Here is a 16,158-nt window from a genome sequence, read left to right on the forward strand (position 1 = left end):
TCTTCTTCTGGCCCGTCCGGCCCGGCGGGTTCTTCGGGCTCTTCGGGTTCGTCGGGTTCTTGGCGGAAGGCTTGGTCGTCGGCACGCGTCCATTGTTGTCCTACGGGTGCCGGCTGCTGACGGAGACCGTCTCGCCGGTCATGTAGGAGGAGTAGTCGCTGGCCAGGAAGACGATGACATTGGCGACCTCCCACGGCTCGGCGTATCGCCCGAACGCCTCGCGCGCGGTCAGCTCGTCGAGCAGCTCGGCGGAGGTGACCTTGACCAGGTGCGGGTGCATGGCGAGGGAGGGCGCGACGGCGTTGACGCGGACGCCGAGGGCGGCGGCCTCGACCGCGGCGCAGCGGGTGAGGGCCATGACGCCGGCCTTGGCGGCGGCGTAGTGGGCCTGGCCGGCCTGGGCGCGCCAGCCGATGACGGACGCGTTGTTGACGATGACGCCCTTGCGCCCGGTGTCGCGGAAGTGGCGGAGCGCGGCACGGGTGCAGCGGAAGGTGCCGTTCAGGGTGACGTCGACGACCCGGTGCCACTGTTCGTCGGTCATGTCGGCGAGCTCGGCGGTGCCGCCGAGGCCGGCGTTGTGGACGAGGACGTCGAGGCCGCCGTGGAGCCGTACGGCCGTGTCGTACAGGGCCTGGACCTGGCTCTCGTCGGTGACGTCGCAGGGCAGGGCGGCGACCTTGGCGGCGCCGAACTCGGCGGCGAGCGCGGTCTCGGTCTCCTTGAGGCGGCGGGCGTGGGCGTCGCTGATCAGCACGCGGGCGCCCTCCTCCAGGAGGCGGCGGGCGGTGGCGCCGCCGATGCCGGCGCCGGCGGCGGCGGTGACGAGGGCGGTGCGCCCGGTGAGCAGGCCGTGGCCTGCGACGTAGGGCGGCGGCGGGGTACGGGGGCTCATGCGCGGGGCTCCTTCGGGAGGCCGAGCACCCGCTCGGCGATGATGTTCCGCTGGATCTCGCTCGACCCGGCGTAGATGGTGTCGGCGCGGGAGAAGAGGAACAGGCGCTGCCAGTCGTCGAGTTCGTACGGTGCTCCGGCGGCGAGGGTGCCGGCGGCGCCGCGGACGTCCATGGCGAGTTCGCCGAGGTCGCGGTGCCAGTGGGACCAGTAGAGCTTGGCCATGGAGGGGTCGGCGCCGTACAGGGCGTTGGCGCGCATGGTGCGCAGGCCGGTCCAGGCGCGGACGAGCCGGTCGCGGATCAGCGGGTCGGCGGCGGCGCCGTTGGCGCGGGCGAGGTCGACGAGCGCCTCGAACTCGCGGCGGAAGCCGACCTGCTGGCCGAGGGTGGAGACGCCGCGCTCGTAGCCGAGGGTGGCCATGGCGATCCGCCAGCCGTCGCCGGGGGCGCCGACCACGTGCCCGGCAGGGGTGCGGGCGCCGTCGAAGAAGACCTCGTTGAACTCGCTGGTGCCGGTGAGCTGCACGATGGGCCGGATCTCCACGCCTGGTTGGTCGAGCGGGACGAGGAGGTAGGAGAGCCCGGCGTGCGGTCGTGCGCCGGGGGCGCGGGACTCGGTCCGGGCGAGGACGAAGCACCACTGGGACTCGTGGGCGAGCGAGGTCCAGATCTTCTGGCCGTGCACGACCCACTCGTCGCCGTCGCGGACGGCCCGGGTGCGGACGGCGGCGAGGTCGGAGCCGGCGTCGGGTTCGCTGTAGCCCTGGCACCACAGCTCCTCGACGGCCCGGATGGCGGGCAGGAAACGGGCCTTCTGCTCCTCGGTGCCGTGGTCGATGAGGGTGGGGCCGAGGAGCTGTTCGCCGATGTGGTTGACCCGGGCGGGGGCGTCGGCGAGGGCGTACTCCTCGTGGAAGGCGATCTGCTCCTCGATGCTCGCGCCGCGTCCGCCGTACTCCTTCGGCCAGCCGACGCAGGTCCAGCCGTGGGCGGCCATGTGCCGTTCCCAGGCGAGCCGTTCGGCGAAGGCCTCGTGCTCCCGGCCGGGGCCGCCGAGGCCCTTCAACGCGGCGAACTCTCCGCTCAGCCGGTCGCTGAGCCAGTCGCGTATCTCGGTGCGGAACTCCTCGACGCTGCTCACGGCGCTACTCATGGCGCTACTCATGGCCGCACGGTAACCTACCAAACACTTGTTAGGGAAGGATGAGGCATTGGCTGGCACCCCTGTCCTGTACGAGCGGCGCGGCCCGGTCGCGTACGTGACGATGAACCGCCCCCGCTATCGCAACGCCCAGAACTCGGCCATGACCTACGCCCTCGACGCCGCCTTCTACCGGGCCGCCGAGGACCCCGGGGTGAAGGTCGTGGTGCTCGCCGGGGCGGGCGACCACTTCTCCGCCGGGCATGACATCGGCACCCCCGAGCGCGACGCGCACCTGCCCTTCGAGCGGCGCGCGGGGCTGTGGTGGGACCACTCGGAGCGGCGGGGCGGCGAGTCGCGCTTCGCCCGCGAGTCGGAGGTGTACCTGGGCATGTGCCGGCGCTGGCGCGAGCTGCCGAAGCCGGTGATCGCCTCGGTCCAGGGGGCCTGTGTGGCGGGCGGCCTGATGCTCGCCTGGGTCTGCGACCTGATCGTGGCGAGCGAGGACGCCTTCTTCGCGGACCCGGTGGTACGGATGGGGATACCGGGCGTCGAGTACTTCGCGCACCCGTGGGTGATGCCGCCGCGGATCGCCAAGGAGTTCCTCTACACGGGCGACCGGATGCCGGCCGGGCGGGCGTACGAGCTCGGCATGGTCAACCGGGTCGTGCCGCGCCACGAACTGGACGCCACCACGGAGAAGTTGGCGCTGCGCGTCGCGGAGATGCCGCAGTTCGGGCTCGCGCTGACCAAGCGTGCGGTGAACCAGGCCGAGGACCTCCAGGGCCTGCACTCCGGCCTCGACTCGGTCTTCGGCCTGCACCACCTGGCCCACGCGCACAACGCGGAGACGGCGGCGGACTCCCTCGGCGGGATGGACGTCGCGGGGATGAAGGAAGCGGCGAAGGAGGCGGCGCGCTGATGGACCTCTCGTACAGCGCCGGGGAAGAGGAGTTCCGGGCCGAGGCCCGGGCCTGGCTGCGCGCGCATGTGCCCGCCGAGCCGCTGCCGTCCCTGGAGACGGCGGAGGGCTTCGCCGCCCACCGCGCCTGGGAGGCCGAACTCGCCGCAGGCGGCTGGTCGGTGGTCTCCTGGCCCGAGCGGTACGGCGGCCGGGGCGCCGACATCTTCCGCTGGCTGGCCTTCGAGGAGGAGTACTACGCGGCCGGGGCGCCCGGCCGGGTCTCGCAGAACGGCATCAACCTCCTCGCCCCCACCCTCTTCGACCACGCCACCGAGGAGCAGCGGGCCAGGATCCTGCCGTCCATGGCGACCGGCGAGACGATCTGGGCGCAGGCGTGGTCGGAGCCGGAGGCCGGGTCCGACCTGGCCTCGCTCACCTCGCGGGCGGTGCGGACGGCGGGCGGCTGGCTGCTGTCCGGGCAGAAGACCTGGTCGTCGCGGGCGGCGTTCGCGGACCGGGCGTTCGGGATCTTCCGCACCGACCCGGGCCCGGCGGCCGAGGGCCGGCCGCACCGGGGCCTGACGTATCTGATGTTCGACCTGCGGGCGCCGGGCGTGACCGTGCGCCCGATCGGGCGGCTCGACGGCAAGCCGGCCTTCGCCGAGCTGTTCCTGGACGAGGTGTTCGTGCCGGACGAGGACGTCATCGGCGAGCCCGGCCAGGGCTGGCGGATCGCCATGTCCACCACCGGCAACGAGCGCGGGCTCACCCTCCGCTCCCCCGGCCGCTTCCTGGCCGCCGCCGACCGTCTCGTACGGCTCTGGCAGGACCGGGCGGACCCCGGCGACACCGCGCTGCGCGACCGGGTCGCGGACGCGGTGATCGGCGCGCGGGCCTATCAGCTGTTCACCGCGGCCGGGGCCTCGCGCTTCGCGGCCGGGGCGCCCGTCGGCGCCGAGTCGAGCCTCAACAAGGTGTTCTGGTCGACGTACGACATCGCCCTGCACGAGACGGCGCTCGATCTGCTGGGCGTCGAGGGCGAGCTGTCGGACGGCGACTGGGCCGAGGGCCATGTCTTCTCGCTCGCGGGGCCGATCTACGCGGGCACCAACGAGATCCAGCGCGACATCATCGCCGAGCGCCTGCTCGGCCTCCCGAAGGGCCGCCGCTGATGCGTTTCCTGCCGACCGACGAACAGCGCGACTTCGCACGCTCGCTCGACGCGATGCTGACCGCCGCCGACACCCCGACGGCGATACGCGCCTGGGCCGCGGGCGATCCCGGGCCCGGCCGCGCCGTGTGGGCCCGGCTCGGCGAGGCGGGCGTGTTCGCGCTCGCCGCGCCCGAGGCGTACGAGGGAATGGGGCCGCTTCCCGTCGAACTCGCCCACGCCTTCGTGGAGTTGGGCCGCCATGCCGTCCCGGGGCCGGTGGTGGAGACCGTCGCGGCGACGGCGCTGCTCGCGGAGCTCGCCGAGCGGGGCGAGCCGGGGCCGGCGAAGCGGCTGCTGCCGGGGCTCGTGACGGGCGGGACGGTGGCGACGCTGGCCCTGGACGACGTGTCGCCGTACGCCCTGGACGCGGACGCCGCGGATCTCGTCCTCGTCGTCCGGGGCGAGGAGCTGCGGATCGCGCCCGGGCACGAGGAGGTCCGCGTCTCGGCCGATCCGGTACGGCGGCTCGCCCGGCCCGCGCCCGGCGGGGAGCTGCTCGCGGTCGGGCCGGAGGTCGCCCTGGCCGCCGGGCGGGCCCGGGACTGGGCGCTGCTCGCGACGGCGGCGCAGGCCCTCGGGCTCGGTCTCGCGCTGCTCGACCGGACGGTGGCGTACGCGAGGCAGCGCACCCAGTTCGGGGTGCCGATCGGCTCGTTCCAGGCGGTCAAGCACCGGCTCGCGGACACCCTGATCGGCCTGGAGTTCGCCCGGCCCCTGCTCTTCGGAGCGGCGCTCACCTTCGGGAGCGGTGATCTCGCGGCGGCGAAGGTGACGGCCGGCGAGGCCGCCCACGCGGCCGCCGGCACCGCCCTCCAGGTCCACGGCGCCATCGGCTACACCGAGGAGCTCGACCTCTCCCTGTGGCTGCGCAGAGCCCGGCCCCTGCGGGACGCCTGGGGCGGCCCGTCCTGGTGCCGGGCCCGGGTGCTCGCGGAACGCTAGGCGGCATCCTCCCGGGGCGGGGAGTCGTCGTTCCCCCGCCGGATCGTGCGCACCGCCCGCCCCGGCGCCCACGTCCGGAAGACGATCTCCTCGCCCTCGACCGCGGTCCGCACGACCTCCGTCAGCTCGGCCCGGAAGAGGTGGAAGGGCTGCGGCGCGCCCGCCACCCTCGCGTACCAGTCCACGGTCGCCGGGTCCGTGACCTCGGCCGCGCGCCCGGAGACCCGGACATCGCCGCCGCCCATGCCCGTGCCCTCGCCCGGGTTGGCGAGCAATGAGAAGCGGGGGTCGCGGCGGACGTCCCGGGCCTTGAGCGAGTTCGGCATCATGCCGAGCCACAGCTCACCGTCCCGGAAGTCCGCCTCGATCCCGCTCAGCCGCGGCGAGCCGTCCTTGCGGAGGGTGGCGAGGGCGTGGTGCGTGTACTGGCCGAAGCGCTCGCGGACGGTGGCGGCGAGGGCCGGCTCGGCGGCCTCGAAGTCGGACCAGCGGGCGGTCGGGGTGGTCGTTCCGGTGTCTCCCATGACTCCAGGGAACACCGGAAAGCCGACACCTTCTGTCTGGATTACTCCGGACTACGCCTGGGCGCGCTCGGTCGCCGCGCGCTCGGCCTTGCCGCGCTCGATGCAGAACTCGTTCCCCTCGGGGTCCGCCATGACGACCCAGCCGGTGCCGTCCGGCCGGCGCTGGTCGTCGACGACGCTCGCGCCGAGGGCGATCACCCGCTCGACCTCCTCGTCCCGGGTGCGGTCCTGCGGCTGGAGGTCGAGGTGGACCCGGTTCTTCACCGACTTCTTCTCGGGGACCCGGACGAAGAGCAGGCCCGCGCCCGCCGACTCGACCAGGGCTTCCGGGTCGCCGGGGTTGTCTTCGTCGGAGACCTTGGAGTCGAGGACCCCGGCCCAGAACGTGGCCAGGGTGTACGCGTCGGAGCAGTCGATGGTCATGTGTCGCACAAGAGAGCTCATGCGGTCAATATCGCCCGCCCCGAACACTCCTGACTATTCGTTTTCTCAGACGGCCGGACGCCGGCCCAGACCGAGCCCGGCGGCGATCCGGCCCCGGTACGCGGCGGGGCGCCGAGCAGGCGGCGGTGGCGTGGGCGCGTTTGAGGTGGTCGTGGGCCAGGTGTTCCCAGGTGATGCTTCCGGCGCGGTTACGGGCGCTTGCCGCGCCGCCGCTCCCGCTCCGACTCCAGCTCCTCGATGTCGGCGAGCATGGCGCCGGCGAGGTCGCGCTCGGAGGCGTAGTACCGCTCGGCCCACTTCAGGGTCAGCGTCGGGTACGCCCACGCCTCGTCCGCCCTGGCGCCCTCGACGTCCGCCTCGGCGCGCTGCCGCATGGTCTCGGCGAACTCCCGGTGCCCGGCCAGGATCTCGCGCATCTGCTCGGGTTCGAGGAGATGACCGAGCCAGAGCCGCAGCATCGGCCCGTGCTTGAGCACCGGCGGGTCGAGCGGCGCGGTGCGGGCCCAGGTGCGCACGGCGGCCAGGCCCTCGTCGGTGATGCGGTAGACCCGCTTGTCCCGCGTGCCGACCTCGGGGGCGACGAGTCGCGAGGTGGCGAAGCCGGCCTTCTCCAGGCGCTTGAGCTCGCTGTAGATCTGGCTGAACGACGGGCTCCAGTAGAAGAAGCGCAGCGACCGGTCCGACCACTTCTTCAGGTCGTAGCCGGACAGCTCCCGCCCGAAGGAGAGCAGCCCGAGCACCGCCCAACTGGTCGCGGGCAGCCCGGGCAGCTCCACCGGCTCCTGGGTCTTGCCGTCCTTGTCGTCCGCCACGGACCGAAGTCTACGACCCCCCTTCCGGGCCCCACCTATGCCTGCTAGAAGTATTCCTATTCGAAATAGCTGCCCGTGTTTCGAAGAACCCGGAGCGAAGGAGAGCTCAGCATGAAGTTCTCGATGATCTTCGAGGCCCAACTCGTCGACCCCACCCCCGCCCGCGAACGCCGGGTCATCCACGACTGCGTCGAACAGGCCGTCCTCGCCGAGGAGATGGGCTTCGACCGGATCTGGGCGGTCGAGCACCACTCCCTCACCCAGTACGCCCACATGAGCGCGTCCGAGATCTTCCTGACCTGGGTCGCCGCCCGCACGAAGACCATCCGCATCGGCCACGGCGTGGTCACCATGCCCTTCGGCTACCAGCACCCGGTCCGGGTCGCCGAGCGGGCCGCCATGCTCGACGTGCTGTCCGGCGGCCGCGTCGACATCGGCGCCGGACGCGGGGCGACCAAGCAGGAGATGCGCATGTTCGGGGTGCGCCCCGACGACACGTATCCGCAGACGGAGGAGGCGCTGCGGATCTTCTCCGCCGCCTGGCGCGAGCCGGAGTTCGAGTGGCACGGCTCGATCGACATCGGCCCCGGCGCGATCCTGCCCCGGCCCGTGCAGGACCCGCACCCGCCGCTCTTCATGGCCTGCTCCAAGCACGACACGCTCAAGCTGGCCGCCGAACTCGGCATCGGCGCGCTCGTGATGGGCTTCGCCGGCGCCGACGACGTGCGCGCGATGCGCAAGGTGTACGACGAGGCCATCGCCGTACGCGACGGCTCCCGGCTCGTCTCGACGGAGGTCAACGACCACTTCTCGGCGCTCTGCCCGACGATCGTCCTGGACGACGCGGCCCGCGCGCTCCGGCTCGGCACCCGTGGCCAGCGCTTCTTCGCCGAGTCCATCGCGCACTGGTACGGCAACGCGCCCGCGCCCACCGGCTACGCCGAGGACGAGGACCACGTCGCCGCGCTCGCCCGGGAGCGGGAGGAGCTGGTGGCCCGGCTGCACGAGGCGAACATCCCGGCCCGCCCGGTCGACACCGGCACGTACAACGCCGACCACGCCTACGGGGACGCCGACACGGCCATCGCGTACGTGGAGCGGCTGCGGGAGATCGGCGTCGACGAGGTGATGTGCCTGATCCAGATGGGCACGGTGCCGCAGGAGGTGTGCCTGGAGACCATCCGGCAGTGGGGCGAGAAGGTCATCCCGCACTTCCGCGCCCTTGAGGCCGCCGCGTGAGCGCCGGTCCTGGTGCGCTCGACGGCAGGGTCGTCGTCGTCACCGGCGCGGCCCGGGGCCAGGGCGCCGCGGAGGCGCGGCTCCTGGCGGCGGCCGGGGCGCGGGTCGTCCTCACCGACGTACGGGAGGAGGAGGGCCGGGCGGTCGCGGCCGGACTCGGCGCGGACCAGGCCGTGTTCGTACGGCACGACGTCACGTCGCCGGACGGCTGGGCGGCGGTCGTGGACACGGCCCTCGCCTCGTACGGACGCCTCGACGGCCTGGTCAACAACGCGGCCCTGTGGCGGACCGCGCCCGTGGAGTCGGAGACCTACGAGAACTTCGAACTCCTGCTGCGGGTCAATCTGCTGGGGCCGTTCCTCGGCATGCAGACGGTGCTGCCGGCGCTGCGCGAGGCGGGCGGGGGCTCGGTCGTGAACGTCTCGTCGACGGCCGGCCTGGTCGGCGTCCCGGGCCACGCGGCGTACGGGGCCGGCAAGTTCGGGCTGCGCGGGCTGAGCCGCTCGGCCGCCCGGGACCTCGCGCCGTACGGCATCCGCGTCAACACGGTCCACCCGGGCGCCGTCGACACGCCCATGACGGCGGCGGTCGCGGACAAGGACTGGTCGCACGTGCCGCTGGGCCGGATGGGCCGGCCGCGGGAGGTCGGGGAACTCGTCGCCTTCCTGCTGTCGGACGCGGCCTCGTACGTGACGGGCGCGGAGTTCACGGTGGACGGAGGACTCACCGCATGACCACGGATCCGCTCACTCCCGCGGCCCGCGCCCTGTGCGACGCGATGTCGGCGGGCTTCCCGCGCCCCGGGGCGGGCGCGGCGGCGCTGCGGGCCGCGGCGCGGGCACATCTGGCGGAGATCCCGCCGGGTGCCACCGACACGTACGCGAAGGATGTCCCCGTCCGGGTGTACGAGGGCGAGGCCGGCCCGGTCGTCGTCTTCGCGCACGGCGGCGGCTGGGTGCTGTGCGACCTCGACACCCACGACCGGCTGTGCCGGGCGCTGGCCGCCCGTACCGGCGCGACGGTCGTCTCGGTCGACTACCGCCGGGCCCCCGAGCACCGCTTCCCGGCCGCCGAGGACGACGTGTACACGGCCCTGGAGTGGGCGGCGGCCCGCCACCCCGGGCATCCGCTCGTCCTGGCCGGCGACTCCAGCGGCGGCAACCTCGCCGCGGCCTGCGCCCTGCGCGCCCGCGACCACGGCGGCCCGGCGCTCGCGGGCCAGCTCCTGATCTACCCGGTCCTGGACCACCGCCTGGCCGGCGAGTCGGCCGACACGTACGCGGAGGGCTTCTTCCACACCACGGCCCACATGCGCTGGTACTGGCAGCAGTACCTGGCCCCGGACACCGACCCGGTGGCGGCCTCGCCCGGACTGGTGGACGACGTCTCCGGCCTGCCGCCGACTCTGATCGTCCTCGCCGACTGCGACCCCCTGCGCGACGAGGGCCTCGCCTACGCCCGCCGCCTCTCCACATCCGGCGTCCCGGCCCACGTCCAGCTCCACACGGGCGTGTTCCACGGCTTCCTGGGCGGCCTCGGCCTCCTCCCGGAAGCGGACGGGGCCTTGCACGCGGCGTCCGCCTGGCTGGCGTCCCTCGCCCGAAACGCGCCGCGACGCCTGCCCAGTCGTCCAGGTCGGGGACAGTGGGGCAAGCGCCGCGCTCAGTTCCGCACGTCGTTGTACGGGACGGATGAGGGGTGATCCGGTGGATCAGACCGTCAGGGAACGGTCCGTCGGGCGGATCGGGGCCGGCAGGGAGCTGGCGCCCGTGAGGTGGCGGTCGACGCCGCGGGCGGCCGAGCGGCCCTCGGCGATGGCCCAGACGATCAGCGACTGGCCACGGCCGGCGTCACCGGCGACGAAGACGCCATCGACGTTGGTGGCGAAGTCCGCGTCACGCGCGATGTTACCCCGCTCATCGAGGTCTAGACCAAATTGAGCGACCAGGCCGTTCTCCACGTCCGTGCCGGTGAAGCCCATCGCGAGCGTGACCAGCTGGGCGGGGATCTTCCGCTCGGTGCCCGGCTTCTGGGTCAGCTTGCCGTCGACGAACTCGACCTCGACGAGGTGCAGGAACTGCACGTTGCCGTCCTCGTCGCCCTCGAAGTGGGTGGTGGAGACGGAGTAGACCCGCTCGCCGCCCTCCTCGTGGGCCGAGGTGACCTTGTAGAGCATGGGGAAGGTCGGCCACGGCTGGCCCGCGTTCCGCTCCTCGCCCGGCCTCGGCATGATCTCCAGCTGGGTGACCGAGGCCGCGCCCTGCCGGTGCGCCGTGCCGACGCAGTCCGCGCCGGTGTCGCCGCCGCCGATGACGACGACGTGCTTGCCCTCGGCGGTGATCGGCGGGGTGACGAAGTCGCCCTCCTGCACCTTGTTGGCGAGCGGCAGGTACTCCATCGCCTGGTGGATGCCCTTCAGCTCGCGGCCCGGCACGGGCAGGTCGCGGGCCGTGGTGGCGCCGGCGGCGACGACGACCGCGTCGAAGCGCTTGCGCAGGTCGGTGGCGGTGATGTCGCGGCCGACCTCGACGCCGGTGCGGAACTTCGTACCCTCCGCGCGCATCTGCTCGATGCGGCGGTTGATGTGCCGCTTCTCCATCTTGAACTCGGGGATGCCGTAGCGCAGCAGACCGCCGATGCGGTCGGCCCGCTCGTACACGACCACGGTGTGACCGGCCCGGGTCAGCTGCTGGGCGGCGGCGAGACCCGCCGGGCCCGAGCCGATGACGGCGACGGTCTTGCCGGAGAGGCGCTCGGGCACCTGCGGCCGGACGTCACCGCCGTCCCACGCCTTGTCGATGATCGAGACCTCGACGTTCTTGATGGTGACGGCCGGCTGGTTGATGCCGAGCACGCAGGCCGCCTCGCACGGAGCCGGGCACAGGCGGCCGGTGAACTCCGGGAAGTTGTTGGTCGCGTGCAGCCGCTCCGACGCCGCCGACCAGTCCTCGCGGTAGGCGTAGTCGTTCCACTCGGGGATGAGGTTGCCCAGCGGACAGCCGTTGTGGCAGAACGGGATGCCGCAGTCCATGCAGCGGCCGGCCTGCTTGCTGATGATCGGCAGCAGGGAGCCGGGGACGTAGACCTCGTTCCAGTCCTTGACGCGCTCGCTCACCGGCCGGGTCTTGGCGACCTCGCGCCCGGTGGTCAGGAAGCCCTTGGGGTCAGCCATGGGTCGCGGCCTCCATCATCTTCTCGGTGGTCTCGGCCTCGGAGAGACCGGCGAGCTCAGCGGCGTCCTTGGCGGCGAGCACTGCCTTGTACGTGGTGGGGATGATCTTGCTGAAGCGGGCCGCGGCCGCGTCCCAGTCGCCGAGCAGCTTCTCGGCGACCGTGGAGCCGGTCTCCTCGTGGTGGCGGCGCACGACGTCGTGCAGCCACGTCTTGTCGGAGTCCGAGAGCGCCTCGATCGCACCCAGGTTGCCGGAGTTGACGTTGTTCCGGTCCAGGTCGATCACGTAGGCGACGCCGCCGGACATGCCGGCCGCGAAGTTGCGGCCGGTCTCGCCGAGGACGACCGCCGTGCCGCCGGTCATGTACTCGCAGCCGTGGTCGCCCACGCCCTCCGAGACGACCAGGGCGCCTGAGTTGCGGACGCAGAAGCGCTCGCCGGTGCGGCCGCGCAGGAAGAGCTCGCCGCCGGTGGCTCCGTAACCGATGGTGTTGCCCGCGATGGTGGAGTACTCGGCCAGGTGGTCGGCGCCCCGGTCCGGGCGGACGATCACGCGGCCGCCGGAGAGGCCCTTGCCGACGTAGTCGTTGGCGTCGCCCTCCAGGCGCAGGGTGACACCGGCCGGCAGGAAGGCGCCGAAGGACTGGCCGGCGGAGCCCGTGAAGGTGATGTCGATGGTGTCGGCGGGCAGGCCCGCGCCACCGAACTTCTTCGTCACGTGGTGGCCGAGCATGGTGCCGACGGTCCGGTTGATGTTCCGGATCGGGACCTGGGCGCGGACCGGCTGGGCGGCCTCGGCGGACTCGGCGTTCAGCGCCTCGGCGGCGAGCTCGATCAGCTCGTTGTCGAGGGCCTTCTCCAGGCCGTGGTCCTGCTCGACCAGGGCGTGGCGGACCGCGCCGGCGGGCAGCTCGGGCACGTGGAACAGCGGCTCCAGGTCCAGGCCCTGCGCCTTCCAGTGGGAGACGGCGCGGCTGGTGTCGAGCAGCTCGGCGTGGCCGACGGCCTCCTCGATGGAGCGGAAGCCCAGCTCGGCGAGGAGCTCGCGCACCTCCTGAGCGATGAACTCGAAGAAGTTGACGACGTACTCGGCCTTGCCGGAGAAGCGGTCGCGCAGCACCGGGTTCTGGGTGGCGATGCCGACCGGGCAGGTGTCCAGGTGGCAGACGCGCATCATGACGCAGCCGGAGACGACGAGCGGCGCGGTGGCGAAGCCGAACTCCTCGGCGCCGAGCAGCGCGGCGATGACGACGTCACGGCCGGTCTTGAGCTGGCCGTCGGTCTGCACGACGATCCGGTCGCGCAGGCCGTTGAGCAGCAGCGTCTGCTGGGTCTCGGCGAGGCCGAGCTCCCAGGGGCCGCCCGCGTGCTTCAGCGAGGTGAGCGGCGAGGCGCCCGTACCGCCGTCGTGGCCCGAGATGAGCACGACGTCCGCGTGGGCCTTGGAGACACCCGCGGCGACCGTGCCGACACCGACCTCCGACACCAGCTTCACGTGGATACGTGCCGCCGGGTTGGCGTTCTTGAGGTCGTGGATCAGCTGGGCCAGGTCCTCGATGGAGTAGATGTCGTGGTGCGGCGGCGGGGAGATCAGGCCGACGCCGGGCGTCGAGTGCCGGGTCTTGGCGACCCACGGGTAGACCTTGTGGCCGGGCAGCTGGCCGCCCTCGCCGGGCTTGGCGCCCTGGGCCATCTTGATCTGGATGTCGTCCGCGTTGACCAGGTACTCGGAGGTGACGCCGAAGCGGCCGGAGGCGACCTGCTTGATCGCGGAGCGGCGCGCCGGGTCGTAGAGGCGGTCCGGGTCCTCGCCGCCCTCACCGGTGTTGGACTTGCCGCCCAGCTGGTTCATGGCGATGGCGAGGGTCTCGTGGGCCTCGCGGGAGATGGAGCCGTACGACATGGCGCCGGTGGAGAAGCGCTTGACGATCTCGGAGACCGGCTCGACCTCGTCGACCGGGATCGGCGTCCGGCCCTCGGCGGCGAAGCCGAACAGACCGCGGAGCGTCATCAGGCGCTCGGACTGCTCGTTCACCCGCTCCGTGTACTTCTTGAAGATGTCGTACCGCTTGGAGCGCGTGGCGTGCTGCAGGCGGAAGACCGTCTCCGGGTCGAAGAGGTGCGGCTCGCCCTCGCGGCGCCACTGGTACTCGCCGCCGATGTCCAGGGCGCGGTGCGCCGAGGCGATGCCGGTGGCCGGGTACGCCTTGGCGTGCCGGGCGGCCACCTCCTTGGCGATGACGTCGAGGCCGGCGCCGCCGATCTTGGTGGCGGTGCCGTTGAAGTACTTCTCGACGAAGGCGGTGTCGAGGCCGACGGCCTCGAAGACCTGGGCGCCGCGGTAGGAGGCGACGGTGGAGATGCCCATCTTGGACATGACCTTGAGGACACCCTTGCCGAGGGCGTAGATCAGGTTCCGGATGGCCTGCTCGGGCTCGATGTCCGACAGGAAGGTACCGGCGCGGAGCAGGTCCTCGACCGACTCCATGGCCAGGTACGGGTTGACGGCGGCGGCGCCGTAGCCGATGAGCAGGGCCACGTGGTGGACCTCGCGGACGTCACCGGCCTCGACCAGCAGGCCCACCATGGTGCGCTGCTTGGTGCGGATGAGGTGGTGGTGGACGGCCGCGGTGAGCAGCAGCGACGGGATCGGCGCGTGCTCGGCGTCGGAGTGCCGGTCGGACAGGACGATCAGGCGGGCGCCGGCCTCGATCGCCGCGTCGGCCTCGGCGCAGATCTCCTCGATGCGGGCGGCGAGCGTGTCACCGCCGCCGGAGACCCGGTAGAGGCCGGAGAGGGTCACGGCCTTCATGCCGGGCATGTCGCCGTCGGCGTTGATGTGGATGAGCTTGGCCAGCTCGTCGTTGTCGATCACCGGGAAGGGCAGCGTGACGCTGCGACAGGAGGCCGCGGTCGGGTCGAGCAGGTTGCTGCCGGGACCGAGCGAGGACAGCAGCGAGGTGACGAGCTCCTCGCGGATGGCGTCCAGCGGCGGGTTGGTGACCTGCGCGAAGAGCTGGGTGAAGTAGTCGAAGAGCAGCCGGGGCCGCGCGGACAGGGCGGCGATCGGCGAGTCCGTGCCCATGGAGCCGATCGGCTCGGCGCCGGTGCGGGCCATCGGGGCAAGGATGACGCGGAGCTCTTCCTCGGTGTAGCCGAAGGTCTGCTGGCGGCGGGTGACCGAGGCGTGGGTGTGCACGATGTGCTCGCGCTCGGGGAGGTCGGAGAGCTCGATCTCGCCGGTCTCGAGCCACTCCGCGTACGGGTGCTCGGCGGCGAGGGCGGCCTTGATCTCGTCGTCCTCGACGATGCGGTGCTCGGCGGTGTCGACGAGGAACATCTTGCCGGGCTGCAGCCGGCCCTTGCGGACGACCTTGGCGGGGTCGATGTCGAGGACGCCGACCTCGGAGGAGAGCACGACGAGGCCCTCGTCGGTGACCCAGTAGCGGCCGGGGCGCAGACCGTTGCGGTCGAGGACCGCGCCGACCTGGACGCCGTCGGTGAAGGTGACGCAGGCCGGGCCGTCCCAGGGCTCCATCAGGGTGGAGTGGTACTGGTAGAAGGCCTTGCGGGCCGGGTCCATGGAGGTGTGGTTCTCCCACGCCTCGGGGATCATCATCAGCACGCTGTGCGGCAGCGAGCGGCCGCCGAGGTGGAGCAGCTCCAGGACCTCGTCGAAGGAGGCGGAGTCGGAGGCGTCGGGGGTGCAGACCGGGAAGATCCGCTCGATGCCCCGGCCGTCGGCGGAGGTGCCGAAGACGTCGCCGGCGAGCTGTGCCTCGCGGGCCGTCATCCAGTTGCGGTTGCCCTTGACCGTGTTGATCTCGCCGTTGTGGGCGACGAAGCGGTACGGGTGGGCGAGCGGCCAGCTCGGGAAGGTGTTCGTGGAGAACCGGGAGTGGACCAGGGCCACGGCGGTGGCGCAGCGGCGGTCCGACAGGTCCGGGAAGAAGGGCTCCAGCTGGCCGGTGGTCAGCATGCCCTTGTAGACGATGGTGCGGGCGGAGAGCGACGGGAAGTACGTCCCGGCCTCGCGCTCGGCGCGCTTGCGCAGGACGAACGCCTTGCGGTCGAGCGCGATGCCGCTGCTCGTGCTGTCCGCGACGAAGAGCTGGCGGAAGACCGGCATGGTGGCGCGGGCTGAGGCGCCGAGCAGCTCGGGGGCGACGGGGACCTCGCGCCAGCCGAGAACGTTCAGGCCTTCCTCGGACGCGATCGTCTCGATCTGCGAGACAGCCTGTGCGGAGCCGTCTGCGGGGAGGAAAGCGATGCCGACCGCGTACGAGCCGGCGGCGGGAAGCTCGAATCCGGCGACCTCGCGGAGGAAGGCGTCCGGGACCTGGAGCAGGATGCCGGCGCCGTCACCGGAGTCGGGCTCGGAGCCGGTGGCGCCGCGGTGTTCGAGATTGCGCAGTACCGTCAGCGCCTGCTCGACCAGCTCGTGGCTGGCAACACCGGTGAGGGTGGCCACGAACCCGACACCACAGGCGTCGTGTTCGTTACGGGGGTCGTACATCCCCTGCGGTGCGGGGCGACCGTCCATGGGCGACCAGGCGTCGGAACGCATCGGCTCTCCCGTCGTCGTCGTGGCATATGCAGCAGCCGAGGGACGACGTTGGCCCTCCGCGAAATTTCGTGCAGGTTACATGATGGCTGGCTTCTCGCGAAGTGGATAGCGCATTCCAGCATGCGGACACCGCCGATACGGGCGGTGGTGGTGTGCTGCGGCTTGTGCAGCGTGGTGCAGCCCTGGTTCAGCTGTGGGGGCGCGGGAACTACGGCGTTCTCGCGGGGACGGAGCGACCCGTCGCAGGGGCGGGCCTCATTGCCCGCGGCGCTTGAGCCTCATGCCCGGTGGCCGGGCGTTCGAA

The 16,158-nt window shown here is 72.3% G+C and carries 13 protein-coding genes; 6 read left to right on the forward strand and 7 right to left on the reverse strand.

The window, feature by feature from the left end; translation table 11 throughout:
• Positions 1 to 100: 100 nt before the first annotated feature.
• Positions 101 to 895, reverse strand: a complete 795-nt coding sequence (locus ACIRSU_RS28975) for an SDR family oxidoreductase (protein ID WP_403798108.1) — start codon at positions 893 to 895, stop codon at positions 101 to 103.
• Positions 892 to 2,049: an acyl-CoA dehydrogenase family protein gene (locus ACIRSU_RS28980; RefSeq protein ID WP_403798111.1), complete on the reverse strand. Its 1,158-nt coding sequence runs from the start codon at positions 2,047 to 2,049 to the stop codon at positions 892 to 894. The genes ACIRSU_RS28975 and ACIRSU_RS28980 overlap by 4 nt, the downstream gene beginning before the upstream one ends.
• A gap of 58 nt (positions 2,050 to 2,107) precedes the next feature.
• Here ACIRSU_RS28980 and ACIRSU_RS28985 point away from each other — a divergent pair, with 58 nt between their 5' ends.
• Genes ACIRSU_RS28985 through ACIRSU_RS28995 form a run of 3 tightly spaced genes read left to right on the forward strand, consistent with a single transcriptional unit; the run spans position 2,108 to position 5,096 of the window.
• Positions 2,108 to 2,959, forward strand: coding sequence for an enoyl-CoA hydratase (locus ACIRSU_RS28985; protein ID WP_403798114.1), 852 nt, complete (start codon positions 2,108 to 2,110; stop codon positions 2,957 to 2,959).
• Positions 2,959 to 4,113, forward strand: coding sequence for an acyl-CoA dehydrogenase family protein (locus ACIRSU_RS28990; protein WP_403798116.1), 1,155 nt, complete (start codon positions 2,959 to 2,961; stop codon positions 4,111 to 4,113). Before ACIRSU_RS28985 ends, ACIRSU_RS28990 begins: the two co-directional genes overlap by 1 nt.
• Complete coding sequence (locus ACIRSU_RS28995) at positions 4,113 to 5,096, forward strand: acyl-CoA dehydrogenase family protein (protein ID WP_403798118.1); 984 nt, start codon at positions 4,113 to 4,115, stop codon at positions 5,094 to 5,096. The genes ACIRSU_RS28990 and ACIRSU_RS28995 overlap by 1 nt, the downstream gene beginning before the upstream one ends.
• Here the strand turns inward: ACIRSU_RS28995 and ACIRSU_RS29000 are convergent.
• The 3 genes from ACIRSU_RS29000 to ACIRSU_RS29010 all read right to left on the reverse strand — a co-directional run bounded on the left by ACIRSU_RS29000 (position 5,093) and on the right by ACIRSU_RS29010 (position 6,876).
• Positions 5,093 to 5,620: a pyridoxamine 5'-phosphate oxidase family protein gene (locus tag ACIRSU_RS29000; protein WP_403798121.1), complete on the reverse strand. Its 528-nt coding sequence runs from the start codon at positions 5,618 to 5,620 to the stop codon at positions 5,093 to 5,095. The two genes, ACIRSU_RS28995 and ACIRSU_RS29000, sit on opposite strands and share 4 nt — an antisense overlap.
• Before the next feature lie 51 nt (positions 5,621 to 5,671).
• Positions 5,672 to 6,064: a VOC family protein gene (locus ACIRSU_RS29005; RefSeq protein WP_403798124.1), complete on the reverse strand. Its 393-nt coding sequence runs from the start codon at positions 6,062 to 6,064 to the stop codon at positions 5,672 to 5,674.
• A 188-nt stretch (positions 6,065 to 6,252) separates the two neighbouring features.
• Positions 6,253 to 6,876 carry a PadR family transcriptional regulator gene (locus ACIRSU_RS29010; RefSeq protein ID WP_403798127.1) on the reverse strand — a complete coding sequence of 208 codons (624 nt, stop codon included), beginning with the start codon at positions 6,874 to 6,876 and terminating at the stop codon, positions 6,253 to 6,255.
• Positions 6,877 to 6,987: 111 nt separating this feature from the next.
• Between ACIRSU_RS29010 and ACIRSU_RS29015 the strand changes: the two genes are divergently transcribed.
• The 3 genes from ACIRSU_RS29015 to ACIRSU_RS29025 are packed head-to-tail and all read left to right on the forward strand — an operon-like array spanning position 6,988 to position 9,817.
• Positions 6,988 to 8,115: an LLM class flavin-dependent oxidoreductase gene (locus ACIRSU_RS29015; protein WP_403798130.1), complete on the forward strand. Its 1,128-nt coding sequence runs from the start codon at positions 6,988 to 6,990 to the stop codon at positions 8,113 to 8,115.
• Entirely contained in the window at positions 8,112 to 8,849 is a 738-nt protein-coding gene (locus ACIRSU_RS29020; RefSeq protein WP_403798133.1) for a glucose 1-dehydrogenase, read from the forward strand. Before ACIRSU_RS29015 ends, ACIRSU_RS29020 begins: the two co-directional genes overlap by 4 nt.
• The gene (locus ACIRSU_RS29025) at positions 8,846 to 9,817 is read left to right on the forward strand and encodes an alpha/beta hydrolase (RefSeq protein WP_403798136.1); all 972 of its coding nucleotides are present in this window, start codon (positions 8,846 to 8,848) and stop codon (positions 9,815 to 9,817) included. The genes ACIRSU_RS29020 and ACIRSU_RS29025 overlap by 4 nt, the downstream gene beginning before the upstream one ends.
• 9 nt (positions 9,818 to 9,826) lie before the next feature.
• Here ACIRSU_RS29025 and ACIRSU_RS29030 read toward each other — a convergent pair whose 3' ends face one another.
• The gene (locus ACIRSU_RS29030; RefSeq protein ID WP_403798139.1) at positions 9,827 to 11,287 is read right to left on the reverse strand and encodes a glutamate synthase subunit beta; all 1,461 of its coding nucleotides are present in this window, start codon (positions 11,285 to 11,287) and stop codon (positions 9,827 to 9,829) included.
• Complete coding sequence (gene gltB, locus ACIRSU_RS29035) at positions 11,280 to 15,854, reverse strand: glutamate synthase large subunit (RefSeq protein WP_403798142.1); 4,575 nt, start codon at positions 15,852 to 15,854, stop codon at positions 11,280 to 11,282. The genes ACIRSU_RS29030 and gltB overlap by 8 nt, the downstream gene beginning before the upstream one ends.
• Between the last annotated feature and the right edge of the window lie 304 nt (positions 15,855 to 16,158).

The organism is Streptomyces sp. NPDC101160 (genome assembly GCF_044768205.1).
In the GTDB taxonomy this organism is placed as follows: domain Bacteria; phylum Actinomycetota; class Actinomycetes; order Streptomycetales; family Streptomycetaceae; genus Streptomyces.

Bases quoted from the DNA above. Each gene is read 5' to 3' on its own strand.
- ACIRSU_RS28975 (WP_403798108.1), bottom strand. From the start codon at position 895: ATGAGCCCCCGTACCCCGCCGCCGCCCTACGTCGCAGGCCACGGCCTG.
- ACIRSU_RS28980 (WP_403798111.1), bottom strand. From the start codon at position 2,049: ATGAGTAGCGCCGTGAGCAGCGTCGAGGAGTTCCGCACCGAGATACGC.
- ACIRSU_RS28990 (WP_403798116.1), top strand. From the start codon at position 2,959: ATGGACCTCTCGTACAGCGCCGGGGAAGAGGAGTTCCGGGCCGAGGCC.
- ACIRSU_RS28995 (WP_403798118.1), top strand. From the start codon at position 4,113: ATGCGTTTCCTGCCGACCGACGAACAGCGCGACTTCGCACGCTCGCTC.
- ACIRSU_RS29000 (WP_403798121.1), bottom strand. From the start codon at position 5,620: ATGGGAGACACCGGAACGACCACCCCGACCGCCCGCTGGTCCGACTTC.
- ACIRSU_RS29005 (WP_403798124.1), bottom strand. From the start codon at position 6,064: ATGAGCTCTCTTGTGCGACACATGACCATCGACTGCTCCGACGCGTAC.
- ACIRSU_RS29015 (WP_403798130.1), top strand. From the start codon at position 6,988: ATGAAGTTCTCGATGATCTTCGAGGCCCAACTCGTCGACCCCACCCCC.
- ACIRSU_RS29025 (WP_403798136.1), top strand. From the start codon at position 8,846: ATGACCACGGATCCGCTCACTCCCGCGGCCCGCGCCCTGTGCGACGCG.
- ACIRSU_RS29030 (WP_403798139.1), bottom strand. From the start codon at position 11,287: ATGGCTGACCCCAAGGGCTTCCTGACCACCGGGCGCGAGGTCGCCAAG.
- gltB (WP_403798142.1), bottom strand. From the start codon at position 15,854: ATGCGTTCCGACGCCTGGTCGCCCATGGACGGTCGCCCCGCACCGCAG.